11 protein-coding genes are annotated in these 13079 nt (G+C 67.4%); 7 read left to right on the top strand and 4 right to left on the bottom strand.

Translation table 11 applies throughout. The features are described from left to right. Positions 1–76 precede the first annotated feature (76 nt). The 4 genes from B378_RS0100265 to B378_RS0100250 are packed head-to-tail and all read left to right on the top strand — an operon-like array spanning position 77 to position 4542. On the top strand, positions 77–1072 hold the full coding sequence (locus tag B378_RS0100265) for an ABC transporter permease (RefSeq protein WP_256364735.1): 996 nt from the start codon (positions 77–79) through the stop codon (positions 1070–1072). After that, positions 1072–2058, top strand: a complete 987-nt coding sequence (locus B378_RS0100260) for an ABC transporter permease (protein WP_017341839.1) — start codon at positions 1072–1074, stop codon at positions 2056–2058. The genes B378_RS0100265 and B378_RS0100260 overlap by 1 nt, the downstream gene beginning before the upstream one ends. Position 2059: 1 nt before the next feature. Beyond that, the gene (locus B378_RS0100255) at positions 2060–3181 is read left to right on the top strand and encodes an ABC transporter ATP-binding protein (protein ID WP_017341838.1); all 1122 of its coding nucleotides are present in this window, start codon (positions 2060–2062) and stop codon (positions 3179–3181) included. Then, a complete protein-coding gene (locus B378_RS0100250) occupies positions 3178–4542 on the top strand; it encodes an oligopeptide/dipeptide ABC transporter ATP-binding protein (protein WP_017341837.1) in 1365 nt (454 codons plus the stop codon). The genes B378_RS0100255 and B378_RS0100250 overlap by 4 nt, the downstream gene beginning before the upstream one ends. Before the next feature lie 62 nt (positions 4543–4604). On the opposite strand, the gene B378_RS0100245 is transcribed toward B378_RS0100250, so the two are convergent. From B378_RS0100245 to B378_RS0100235, 3 genes are all read right to left on the bottom strand, one after another. Then, positions 4605–5102 carry a hypothetical protein gene (locus B378_RS0100245; RefSeq protein ID WP_017341836.1) on the bottom strand — a complete coding sequence of 166 codons (498 nt, stop codon included), beginning with the start codon at positions 5100–5102 and terminating at the stop codon, positions 4605–4607. A gap of 69 nt (positions 5103–5171) precedes the next feature. Beyond that, positions 5172–5570, bottom strand: a complete 399-nt coding sequence (locus tag B378_RS0100240) for a dihydroneopterin aldolase family protein (RefSeq protein ID WP_017341835.1) — start codon at positions 5568–5570, stop codon at positions 5172–5174. Positions 5571–5649: 79 nt separating this feature from the next. Next, positions 5650–6837, bottom strand: a complete 1188-nt coding sequence (locus B378_RS0100235; protein ID WP_017341834.1) for an LEA type 2 family protein — start codon at positions 6835–6837, stop codon at positions 5650–5652. Between the two features lie 178 nt (positions 6838–7015). Between B378_RS0100235 and B378_RS0100230 the strand changes: the two genes are divergently transcribed. The 3 genes from B378_RS0100230 (at position 7016) to B378_RS0100220 (ending at position 11815) form a co-directional block, all read left to right on the top strand. Continuing rightward, entirely contained in the window at positions 7016–8335 is a 1320-nt protein-coding gene (locus B378_RS0100230; RefSeq protein ID WP_017341833.1) for an amidohydrolase, read from the top strand. 672 nt (positions 8336–9007) lie between these two features. After that, a complete protein-coding gene (locus B378_RS0100225; RefSeq protein ID WP_026046098.1) occupies positions 9008–10402 on the top strand; it encodes a hypothetical protein in 1395 nt (464 codons plus the stop codon). A gap of 123 nt (positions 10403–10525) precedes the next feature. Then, positions 10526–11815, top strand: a complete 1290-nt coding sequence (locus tag B378_RS0100220; protein WP_017341831.1) for an adenosylhomocysteinase — start codon at positions 10526–10528, stop codon at positions 11813–11815. A 1-nt stretch (position 11816) separates the two neighbouring features. Here the strand turns inward: B378_RS0100220 and B378_RS0100215 are convergent, their stop codons facing one another. Next, entirely contained in the window at positions 11817–13079 is a 1263-nt protein-coding gene (locus B378_RS0100215) for an RNA-guided endonuclease TnpB family protein (RefSeq protein ID WP_017341830.1), read from the bottom strand.

The raw sequence follows: 13079 nt of genomic DNA, 5'->3' as shown, positions 1-13079 counted from the left end.
AGACCGACGCGTCAGCGGGAGCGAAACGGATAAGCGACAGCAAAAACCGAATCGAAGCAACGAGGAATCCACGACAGTGAGTCTACTTCGGTACACACTCCGGCGGTTCGCACAGGCGATACCCGTACTGATAGGTATCGTGACGATAACGTTCTTCCTGGCAAACCAGATCCCCGGCGACCCGGTCGAGATCATGCTGGGGCCGACGCCGGCACAGGAGCAAGTCGAGGCGATCCGCGCCCAGTACGGCCTCGATCGGCCGATATACGTACGGTACTTCGCGTACCTCAGCAGCGTCGCGACGGGCGACCTCGGGCTCAGTATCTACTACGATCGCCCCGTCCTCGAGATGATCATCCTCCGGCTGCCGGTGACGCTGCTGCTCATGCTGTCGGCGTTCGCGTTCGCGGTCATCACCGCGATCCCGCTGGGCGTCATCTCGGCGAAGCGGCGGAACGAGCCGGCCGACCACGTCTCCCGGATCGTCTCGCTGATCGGCGTCTCGACGCCGTCGTTCTGGATCGGGCTGGTGTTGATCATCGTCTTCGCGTTCCACCTCGGGTGGTTCCCCGCGCGGGGGCTCGTCCTCCCGTGGGCGAACCCGGCGGACGTCCGCGGCGCGGCGACGCGGTTCCAAGTGATACGCCAGTCGATGCATCACCTCTTCCTCCCGATGATCGGACTCGGAACGCTCCAGATGGCGCAGATAACGCGGATCGAGCGCTCGTCGATGGTCGATTCCCTCCAAGGCGAGTACGTGAAGCTCGCCCGGGCGTACGGCGTGCCCGAGTCGACGATCGTCCGTAAGCACGCGTTCCAAGTGGCACAGCTCCCGGTGATCACCATCATCGGGCTCGGGCTCTCGACCGCGCTCGGCGGCGCCGTCCTCACGGAGACCGTCTTCGGAATCCAGGGGATGGGGAGACTGATCATTACGGCGATCCAAAACCAGGACTACCAGCTGATCATGGGGACGACGCTCGTGTTCGGGTTCGTCTACGTGATCGGCGTGATCATCACGGACATCACGTACAGCTACCTCGACCCGCGGGTCACCTACGACGAGGAATAATGTCTGTTAACAGCGCAACTTCGGACGACGACACGGCGGACGGCGGCGACGAGAGCGGCGGGCCCGACGAGGTCGAGGCCCGCGTCGGCCTGCGGTACACCCTGAAGCAGGTCAGACAGGACACGACGGCGCGGATCGGGACCTACGTCGTCGGGTTCATGACCTTCGTCGCGGTGTTCGCCGCGTTCGACTACTACGTCCTCGATTACGCGATCGCGGAGGCGGTGCTGTACAACCCCGAGACCGATCCGGAGCGGGTCAGGCGCCTCCTCCCGCCGGTCGGCATGGAGAACCAGTTCGGGACGGGGACGATCGAGCATCCGCTCGGCACCGACCACCGGGGTCGCGACCTGCTCTCCCGGACCATCTACGGGACGCGGATCGCAATGACGGTCGGGTTCCTCGCGACCGCCATCGGCCTCGGCGGCGGCACCGTCATCGGCGCGGTCTCCGGCTACTACGGCGGCTGGATCGACGACGTGCTCCAGCGGGTCACCGAGACCATCTACGCGATCCCGTTCCTCGTCCTGGTCATCGCGTTCATGACCGCGTTCGGACGCGACCTCACGTTCGCGATGATCGGCGTCGGGATCACGGCGATTCCCGTGTTCAACCGCCTCATCCGGTCGCGGGTGGTCTCCATCCGCGAGGAGGACTACATCGAGGCCGCGCGGGCGGCCGGGGTGAAAGACCGAAACATCATCTTCCGACACATCATCCCGAACAGCTTCGCGCCGGTGCTCGTTCAGGCGACGCTTCAGGTCGGGGTGAGCATCCTCATCGTGGCCGGCCTCTCGTTCCTCGGCTTCGGCGCGCAGCCGCCGACGCCGTCGTGGGGGCAGATGCTGTCCGCCTCGCGCGCCTACATGCTCCCCGCGCCGACGTTCAGCATCTTCCCGGGAATCGCCATTCTGATCACCGTCATCGGCTTCAACATCCTCGGCGACGGTCTACAGGACGCCCTCGATCCGCGGATCAACAACTGATATGAGCGAACCACTACTCAGCGTACGCGATCTCAAGACACAGTTCTTCACCGAGGACGGCACGGTCCGCGCCGTCGACGGCATCTCCTTCGACGTCAACGAGGGGGAGATCGTCGGGCTCGTCGGCGAGTCGGGCGCCGGAAAGTCCGTCGCGACCTCCAGTATCCTCCGACTCGTCGACAGTCCCGGCGAGATCGTCGGCGGCGAGATTGAGTTCAAAGGCGAGACGATCTTCGGGCTCGAAGAGGGCGACGACGGCGAGCTGCGCCCCCGCGACGAGATGCTCACCGAAGAGGAGATGCGGAAGCGGATCCGCGGCCGCGAGATCGCGATCATCTTCCAGGACCCGATGGAGTCGCTGAACCCCGTGTTCACCGTCGGGGGACAGCTCCGGGAGTTCATCGAGATCAACCGCGACTTAGGGGCCAAGGAGGCGAAAGAAGAGGCGATCGACATGCTCAGAGAGGTGGGGATCCCGGCGCCGGAGTCCCGGTACGACGAGTACCCGCACCAGTTCTCCGGCGGGATGCGACAGCGCGTGCTGATCGCGATGGCGCTCGCCTGCCAGCCCGACCTGATCATCGCCGACGAGCCGACGACCGCGCTCGACGTCACCGTCGAGGGCGAGATCCTCGAGATGGTGACCGATCTCCAGGACAAGTACGACACCTCGTTCATCTGGGTCACCCACGACATGAGCGTCGTCGCGGAGATCTGCGACCGCGTCAACGTGATGTACCTCGGCGAGATCATCGAACAGGCCGAGGTGGACGACCTGTTCTACGACACGAAACACCCGTACACGTCGGCGCTGCTCGACTCGATGCCCCGTCCCGACGAGACCGTCGGCGAGCTCAACCCGATCAAGGGGGTGATGCCGGAGGCGATCGACCCGCCCGCCGGCTGTCGGTTCCACTCGCGGTGTCCCGAGGCGCGCGAGGTGTGCCGCGAGGTCCACCCCGAGCCGCGGGACCTGAGCGAGGACGGCGAGGCGCCGCACACGGCCGCGTGCGTGAAACACGACGCGTTCGACGTGGGGTACGACGGGAGCCCACCCATCGAGACGGAGGCCACCGGCGGGTTCTCCGCCGGCTTCACCGAGACCGGGGGTGAGGCGGAATGACGGAAGTCGGCCCGCCGGAGTCGGACCCCGAGGCGCTGTTGCAGGTCCGGGACCTCTGCAAGTACTTCGACAACGAGAGCGGGCTGTTCGCCGGCGTCCAGTTCGACGACGAGTTCCCGTACGTCTCCCGGTCGACCTCCGACGTCCGCGCCGTCGACGGCGTGAGCTTCGACATCAAGGAGGGGGAGACGCTCGGGCTCGTCGGCGAGTCCGGCTGCGGGAAGTCGACGCTCGCGCGCACCGTCCTCCGGCTGCTCGAACCGACCAGCGGGAGCGTCTACTTCCAGGGCGAGGACCTCGCCGAGCTGTCCGGCGAGCCGCTGCGGCGGATGCGGAAGGACATGCAGATGATCTTCCAGGACCCGCAGTCGTCGCTCGACCCGCGGATGAAGGTCGGGCCCATCGTCGAGGAGCCGATGAAGGCCCACGACATGCTCGACGAGGAGGGGCGGGAGGCCCGCGCGAAGGAGCTGTTGGAGAAGGTCGGGCTCGACCCGCAACACTACAACCGGTACCCGCACGCGTTCTCCGGCGGGCAGCGCCAGCGCGTGAACCTCGCGCGGGCGCTGTCGGTGAACCCCGACTTCATCGTCTGCGACGAGCCGGTGTCGGCGCTCGACGTGTCGATCCAAGCGCAGGTGCTCAACACGATGGAGGAGCTCCAAGAGGAGTTCGACCTCACGTACCTGTTCATCGCGCACGACCTGAGCGTCATCCGCCACATCTCCGACCGCGTGGCGGTGATGTACCTCGGGAACATCGTCGAGCTGGCCGACAAAGAGGAGCTGTTCGAGAACCCGAAACACCCGTACACCCGGGCGCTGCTCGACGCGATTCCCGTCCCGGACCCGCGGAGCGGCGGGCGGAAGGCGTTGCTGTCCGGCGACGTGCCGTCGCCGATCGACCCGCCCTCCGGCTGCCGGTTCCGGACACGGTGCCCGGAGGTGATCCAGCCGGACGAGTACGACATGACGGAGGACGCCTGGCGGAACGTCGTGGAGTTCCAGCGCGCGGTCGAGCGCCGGGCGTTCGAGGAGACCGACCCCGACACCCTCCGGTCGCGGTACTTCGGAAACGCGGTGCCGAGCGGCGACGCCGGCACCCTGCTCGACGAGGCGCTCGGGCACATCGAGCGCGATGAATGGGACGACGCCGAACAGATCCTCAGCGAGCGGTTCGCGGACCAGAGCGTCTGCGCGACGACGACGCCCGCCTACGAGGTGCCGTCCGACCTCACCGACGGCCGTCACTACTCGGCGTGTCACCTGCGTCGCGACGAGGCGCTCGCGAGCGCCGTCGACGAGCCCGCGGTCGACGACGCGGCCCGCTCCGGCGCGGGAGCGACCGAAGCGGACGACTGACCGCCCTCCTTTTTCGCCGCTCGGTTCGGCAGAGAAGCTGACAGCCGACCGGCGACCGCCAGCTATCGGATCCGGATCTGCGTGGCGTCCTCGTGGCGCTCGTCGGCGTCGGGGACCGGGACGAACACGGAGACCGTGTGGTCGCCGCGCTCGGCCCGGACGGACCGATCGAGGCCGTCGTCGTCGGAGCGGCGGAACCGCCCGTTCCACGTGACCGTCGCGCGCTTCGTCTCGCCGGCCCGGAGCGACAGCGAGGACTCCTCGGCGGACACGTAGCGCCGCTCGTCGGTGGCCTCTAAGACGCCGTCGACAGCCCACCCCCACAGGCGGCGGGTCGTCGTGGGGACCTCGACCGGGACGGGCAGGCGGTTGCGGATCGCGACGGTGATCGCGACCGGCTCGTCGGGCGCGTACTCGGCGGCGTCCGTGCTGACGGTCACCTCGATCGCTCGCCGCGCCACCGAACGGGGCACGACGCGGCCGAGGGCCTCGGAGAGGTAGTTCTTCGTCTCGTCGAAGCCGGTTCGGTCCGTCCGACCGTCGTGTCGTCTGTCGACCATGTGGGTCTCTGAAAGCGGGAGATCGGGAGCGTCGACCGCCGTTCGGCTCGCCGTAGACGGTTCGCGGTACTAAGCGTTCGGGTCGGCGGCGGGCGACGAGTCGGCGTCGCCGGAGCCCGACCGGCCGCCGTCGACCACCTCAACGAGCTTCATCAGGGGATAGCCGTCCTCCATCTCCATCCGCGTGCGGACGGTGACGCCCTCGTAGGCGATCCGCATCCGGACGTCCATCAGCGAGCCGGTGAGCTCGGTGTAGCCGTTCTCGTGGTCGATTGCGTCCGCGACGCGGTCGTCGTGGACCGTCACGTCGACCGCCTCGCAGTGCGGCTGGTTCTCGATCGCCTCCGCCATCGCGGCCTCTAGGCTCCGCGCGCTCGACGGGCTGACGGGCGTGCCGGCGAACTGGTGGTACAGCGAGCCGAACTTGATCCCCGCCTCGAAACACGCCTGCTGGGCGTCGGTTGCCATGCCGGAACGCGGCCGCGGGCGGGCAAGAAGGTTCGGACGGCGAGCGGAGGTGCGCGCCGAGGTGCGGGACGGACCGCGGTCAGCGGCCGACGATCAGCGGAAGCAGCCCGCCGTCGTCGTCGCCAGAGTCGTCGTCGCTCGTGTTGTCGTCCCCGGAGCCGCCGTCGCTCGTGTTGTCGCCGCCACCGTCACTGGTGTTTTCGCCGTCGTCGGTCGTGTTTTCACCGTCGCTCGTTCCGTCGTCGGAGCCGTCGGAGTCGGTCGAGTTCCCGGCGTCGCTCCCCTCGCCTCGGTCGAGCCCCTCGTCGAAGATGTCCGTCTCGATCGTCTCCTCGTATGTCAGCGCGTCCAGCGGGACGGTGAGCTCCTCGCCGGAGGGGAGCTCGACCACCGCGTAGAACTCGATCCGGAGGTCGCTCACCTGGTGGCCGTTGTCCGACTCGTTCAGGTGGGTCACCCACCACTCGTCGAGGCGCTCGTTGCGGAGCGCGGCGGACAGCTCGACCGTCTCGGAGCCGTACGAGGGGATGACGTACTCCGAGTCGGTCGAGCCGGAGCCCATCTCGACGTCGTTCATCGTCACGTCGTAGCCGATCTCGGAGACCACGTACGGTTCGAGGTTGGGATTGTACACGTCGAACTCCATCTCGATCGGCGTCTCTGCCTCGCTCACCGTTCCCCACCGCCCGCGCGTCTCGTTGACGTAGAGGACCGGGTCGTCGACGAGCGGCGCGTCGGCGTTCACGGGTCGCGTCTCCTCGGAAGCGAACGCGCCGATGAGGTCCGTCTCGACCTGCCGGGTGCGGGTGAGGTTCGTGCCCCGACCGAGGAGGTCGGAGGTGATCCGCGCGTCGATCGCGACCGTCGTCCGCTCGTCGTTCCGGACGTGGCTGGTCCACCACGGCGGGATCGCGTCGTTGTCCAGGTCGGTCTCGAACGCGATCGAGGAGTTCCCGGAGGCGACGCTGACCCCCTCGCGGCCGCCGCTCGCCATCTCGACGTCGTTCATCGAGACGGTGTAATCGATCGAGACGCCGTCGAGGCCGACCCCGATCGGGTTCGGGTTCGAGACGACTAAGTCGGTCTCGACGACCGTCGTCTCGTTGGTCACGTCGCCGAAGGAGTTGTTCACGGCGGCGACGCTCGGGACGCCGAGGACGCCGAGGGCGAACGCCCCGCCGACCGCGGCGGCGACGACCGCCAGCGCGACGACGGCGATCCGGAGCTTCCCCGCGGTGAGTGCCGAAACGATGCGGTCGAGAGCCATGTCCGTTCGTTTCGAGCGGCAGATAAAACCGTATCGTTCGCGAAAAACGGGCTCGGCGAGCGGATCGGTCGTCAGCCGGGGTCGACGGACGCGGTCGACGCGCGCGGTCGTCGGGCGCAGTCGACGCGCGGGGACGAGGAACCGAAGGCGTTTGGTGCGGCGGGCGGAACGGGCGGACATGAACCAGCTCCGCGTGAGCAGCGGACGAGTGCTCCGGCCCGACGGCCGGGTCGAGCGGGCGGACGTCGCGGTCGACCGCGACGAGGGAACGATCCGGGCCGTGGGGTCGCCGGACGAGGTCGACGACACGCTCGACGGGGCGGCCGCCGAGGCGCTCGACGCGTCGGGGTCGCTCGTGATCCCGGGGCTCGTCAACGCGCACACGCACGTCGCGATGACGCTGCTCCGCGGGTACGCCGACGACAAGCCGCTCGACCCGTGGCTCCGCGAGGACATCTGGCCGGCGGAGGCCGAACTGACGCCCGACGACGTCGAGGCGGGGGCCGAGCTCGGCGCCGTAGAGATGATCCGGTCGGGGACGACCGCGTTCGCGGACATGTACTTCGCGATGGACCGGGTCGCCGACGCCGTCGACCGCGCCGGGCTGCGCGCGCGGCTCGGCCACGGCGTCGTCACGGTCGGGAAGGACGACGCGGACGCCCGCGCGGACGTCGAGGAGAGCCTCGCGGTCGCCCGCGAGCTCGACGGCGCCGCGGACGGCCGGATCCGGACCGCGTTCATGCCGCACTCGCTGACGACGGTCGGCGAGGAGTTCCTGCGCGAGGGCGTCGCCGAGGCGCGCGAGGCGGGCGTCCCGGTCCACCTCCACGCCAACGAGACGACCGACGAGGTCGATCCGATCGTCGAGGAGCGCGGGGAGCGACCGATCGCGTACGCCGACGACCTCGACGCGCTCGGCCCGGACGACTTCTTCGCGCACGGCGTCCACGTCGACGACTCCGAAATCGACCGGCTCGCCGCGGCGGGGACTGCGGTCGTCCACTGCCCGGCCTCGAACATGAAGCTCGCCAGCGGGATGGCCCCGGTCCAGCGCCTGCGAGAGGGGGGCGTGACGGTCGCGCTCGGCACCGACGGGGCGGCCTCGAACAACGACCTCGACCTCTTCGACGAGATGCGCGACGCCGCAATGTTAGGGAAGCTGGCCGCGGACGACGCGAGCGCGGTGCCCGCCGAGGCCGTCGTGGAGATGGCGACGCAGGGCGGCGCGGACGCTCTGAACCTCCCCGGCGGCCGGATCGAGGAAGGCGCGGCCGCCGACCTCGCGGTCGTCGACCTCGACGCGCCGCACCTGACGCCGGTCCACGACCCCGTCTCGCACCTCGCGTACGCGGCGCGCGGGAGCGACGTTCGCCACACGGTCTGCGACGGCCAGGTCCTCATGCGCGACCGCGAGGTCCTGACGCTCAACGCCGAAGCGGTCCAGAAGCGCGCCGCGGCCGCCGCGAGCGACCTCGTCGACCGCGTCGAATCGGCGTAGCGAGCAGTGCGACCGCGACCGAACGCGACACGCAAAGCCGACCCACGTCGGCAGTATTTAAATGTCGAACCGGGGTTCGCGTCCTATTTATAAATGAACGTGCGGTGGCGCGTGCCTGCGAGCGGCCGCCTCCAGCGGCCGCGAGCAGCACGCGCGAGGGACGCGGTGAGCGCTCGAAGAGCGCGAACCGCGAGGTTGGGGAGGTGTGAGGCGCTGTGCTGTGCGGGGCGGGACTCAAAGGGGCAGCCGCGAGGGCGGCGCAGGTGACGCAAGGACCGCAAGGAGGGAGCGGTAGCGACCGACTGAGGACCGCAGCGAGCGTGCGCCGCCCTCGCGGCTGGGGCTTTGGAGGTGTTCGCTGTCGATCCGCTATCAACCGTTTATAAGCGAACGGCTGAGGCTTTGGAGGTCATCCCCGCGAGATAGTCGCCTGCTTATAAACGAGGGAACACAACTCGGTCGAGCGCGGCAGTCCCGGAGACGTATCGCGCGCGAGCGGCGACAGACCCGAAGTTGGGAACGAACCCGGCACCGATCACCGTCGAAACCGCCGCGGAACCGCGATTCACCAAAACAAACGTCTCAGAGCCGTTAACCCGGATACAAACCGAATTAAACCGCGTTAAGGGACTTCTCTTTTTATAGGGTAACAGGCAGTGGACCCGAGTGGACATGAGCGAACGCACGACAGCCATCCTACTGATCGCGGTCGTCGCGCTCGGCGCGATGACCGGTGTCGCGGCCGCCGACGGACAGCTCGACGTGGCCGTCGACACGGACGCGGACGGGACGTCGACGGTCACGGTGACCGAGAACGACACCGCGGTCGAGAACGCCACGGTCGTCGTGAGCGTCGTCGACGCGGAGAACGAGTCGTACGCGGGAGCGGGCGAGTACGAGACGGACGCCAACGGCACCGTCGACCTCGAAGCGCCAGAGGAGGACGTGACGGTCGAGGTCACGGCCGCCGCGGATAACGACACCGCCGCGACGACGGTCGACCTCGAAGCCCCTGACGGCCTCGAACTCGACGTGGCGGACACCGACGGCGAGCCGGTCGTCACCGTGACGGACAACGACACCGCGGTCGAGAACGCGACGGTGAACGTCACCGTTGCCGACCCCGCGAACGAGTCGTACGCCGGCACGGGCGACTACGAGACCGACGAGAACGGCACCGTCGGACTCCCCGCCGCCGAGGAGGACGTCACGGTTGACGTGACCGCGACGTACGAGAACGAGAGCGTCTCCGAGACGGTCGAGATCGAGGCGCCCGACGGCCTCGAACTCGACGTGGAGAACACCGACGGCGAGCCGATCGTCACGGTGACGAACGACGACGAGGCGGCCGAGAACGCCTCGGTCACCGTCGAACTCGCCGACGATGCGGGCGAGAACGCCTCCTACGCCGGCACGGGCGACTACGAGACCGACGAGAACGGCACCGTCGATCTCCCCGCCGCCGAGGAGGACGTCACGGTCGAGATCACCGCTGAGTACGAGAACGAGAGCGTCTCGACGACCGCCGACCTCACCGTCGGCGACGAGGGCGACGAGGCCGACGAGCAGGCGTTCGGCCAGCTCGTTCAGGAGTTCATCGACGGGCTCGAGAACCGCGACGGCGGCATCGGCAGCGCGGTCTCGGACTTCGTGACGGAGAACAACCCCGGTAACGCCCCGGACCACGCGGGCGGCCCCGGCGGCCCGGACGAGGCCGACGATGACGACGATGAAAACGAGAGCGACGCGCCGGGCAACGCGCCCGACCACGCGGGCGGCCCCGACGGCGAGGACGACGGCGAGCGCGGCCCGCCGGCCCACGCCGGTCCGGGCGGTGACGACGCGGATGACGACGATGCGGACGACGAGGAGGACGACGCCGACGAGGACGAGACGGAGAACGATGCGGACGATGAGGACGAGACGGAGGACGACGAGGCCGAAGAAGACGAAGCCGAAGCGGAAGACGGCGACGATGACGATGACGACGAAGACGAGACGGAAGATGACGACGACGACGGCGAGAGCGGCCCGCCGGACCACGCCGGCGGCCCCGGCGGTAACTGACGGCTCGAATCGATCGCCGAACTGACGGCTCGAACCGGCCGTCCCTCGAACGACGCGGATTTCTTTTCGCGGTCTCGGTCCGGTGTCGGCAGGGTTTAATGCGCCGTGAGCGAAGCGAGAGGTATGAGCGAAACCGCGTATCCGCCGGTGTCACAGCACCTCTCGGACGTCGAAGCCGCCCGGGAGGAGGGGCGCCGGAAGATGGACTGGGCGCTCCAGCACATGCCGATCCTCAACGCGCTCCGCGACGAGTTCGTCGACGAGCAGCCGCTCGACGGCGAGACGATCGCGATGGCGATGCACGTGGAGGCGAAGACCGCGAACCTCGTCGAGCTGCTCGCCGAGGGGGGCGCCGAGGTGGCGATCACCGGCTGTAACCCCCTCTCGACGCACGACGACGTGTCGGCGGCGCTCGACGCCCACGAGTCGATCACCTCCTACGCGGTCCGCGGCGTCGACGACGAGGAGTACTACGACGCGATGCACGCCTGCATCGCCCACGGGCCCACCATCACCGTCGACGACGGGATGGACATGGTGAAGCTCGTCCACGAGGAGTACCCCGACCTCATCGACTCCATCGTCGGCGGCGCCGAGGAGACGACCACCGGCGTCGACCGCCTGCGCGCGATGGACGCCGACGGCGAGCTGCACTACCCCGTCTTCGCCGTGAACGACACGCCGATGAAGCAGCTGTTCGACAACGTCCACGGCACGGGCGAGTCGTCGCTCGCGACGATCGCGATGACGACGAACCTCTCGTGGGCCGGGAAAAACGTCGTCGTCGGCGGCTACGGCCAGTGCGGGAAAGGCGTCGCGAAGAAGGCCTCCGGCCAGAACGCGAACGTCATCGTCTGCGAGGTCGACCCCCGGAAGGCCTTAGAGGCCCACATGGAGGGGTACGAGGTGCTCCCGATGACGGAGGCCGCGAAGAAGGGCGACGTGTTCATCACGACGACGGGCAACCGCGACGTGATCACCCGCGAGCACTTCGAGGAGATGGACGACGGCGTCCTCCTCGCGAACGCCGGCCACTTCGACGTGGAAGTCAACCTCGACGACCTCGACGACCTCGCGGTCGACCGCTACGAGGTCCGCGACGGCGTCGAGGGGTTCGAGATGGAAGACGGCCGCGTCCTGAACGTCATCGCCGAGGGGCGGCTCGTCAACCTCGCGGCGCCCATCGCCCTCGGCCACCCGGTCGAGGTGATGGACCAGAGCTTCGGCGTCCAGGCGGTCGTCGTCCGCGAGCTCGCGGCGAACGGCGACGCGTACGACGCCGGCGTCCACGACGTGCCCGACGAGCTCGACCGCGAGGTCGCGGACATCAAGCTCGCCGCCGAGGGCGTCGAATACGACGAGCTCAGCGACGAGCAGCGCGAGTACATGGGGAGCTGGGAGCACGGGACGTGAACTACCCCTGCCTACTCGCCGCCTTCGGCGGCTCCTTGAGACAGGGGCTTCCTGCTTCCACGACACGCTTTGCAGGAACCGGGGTAGTTCCCGCAGGGAGCGCAGTCTCCACAGGCGTTTCTTCGGAGTGACCCACTCCTAGTTCGGTGAGTCCGCGAGAGAGAATGTTCCACGCTGCGTTTGCGTCTCTGTCTGCCTCGAAGCCACAGGCAGGACAGGAATGTTCTCGAACCCACAGCGGTTTGTCGGTTTCGACGCCACACTGAGCGCACTCTTTGGTGGTGCCATCTGGATCGACTTCCACGAAGTGCGTGCCTTCCCGTTCACACTTCGTTTCGAGCATGTCGGTGAAGGTAGTCCACGCAGCTGACGCCGTGTTGCGGCTGTTTCGCGGCGATTCGAGCATCCCTTTGACCTCAAGGTCTTCGACGGCAACCAGTTCGTACTCCCGAGCGTAGTAGTTCGAGAGTTTGTGTAGGAAATCATTCCGCTTGCGCTTGATGGCGAGATGGCACTCAGCGACACGCCGACGTTGGTTCTCCCAATTGTTCGACCCACGCTCTTTCCGGGAGAGTTTCCGTTGCTCCCATTCGAGCCTGTCACGTTCTTCAGAGAGGTCGAGTGATTCGACCGCTGTGCCGTCTGTATCGTGGGCATACTTCAGAATACCCACGTCAATCCCGACCATCTCGTCAGTGTCAATATCCTCCAGCGGTGGCTTGGCTGGCGGTTCTGTGTCCATCTCGATGCCGAAGATGGCGAACCACTCGCCAGTTTTCTCCTTTTTGAGCGTGACTTCCTTGACCGTAGCGTCGTCAGGCAGCGGTCGGTGGAACTCGATGGGGATGGCTGCGAGTTTCGACAGTGACAACACAGTCTGCCCACTCTTCTTGTCGAGTTCGAAGCCAGACTGGTTGTACGTAAAACTGCGAAACTCCCGAGGTGACTTCCACCGAAGTTCACCGACTTTGTAGCCCTGCTCTTTGAGGTTTCCGAGAGCTTTGACGTTCTTGGCGACCCGCATGACGGTGGGCTGGAGTACCTTCGAGTAGACATCAGTGAGTGCATCCCACCAGTCTTTGAGATCGGGAAGCTCGTCACGGATTTTGCGGACACGCTGTTTGACGGTACCCTCGTCTTCGGGGATTTGGTTGAAGCGGTACAGGGCGTGGTTATAGAGTTGTCTACAGGTATCGCGGTGGTAGTCCAGCGTCTCGCGCTGGTCTTCTGTCGGCTTGAGGCGATACCTGTAGTTGTAGTTCAT

The sequence above is a fragment of the Halorubrum sp. T3 genome (genome assembly GCF_000296615.1).
GTDB classification, from domain to species: Archaea; Halobacteriota; Halobacteria; order Halobacteriales; family Haloferacaceae; genus Halorubrum; species Halorubrum ruber.
The sequence above is the reverse complement of the archived record's forward strand: the minus strand, read 5'-3'. Positions and strand labels throughout refer to the sequence as shown.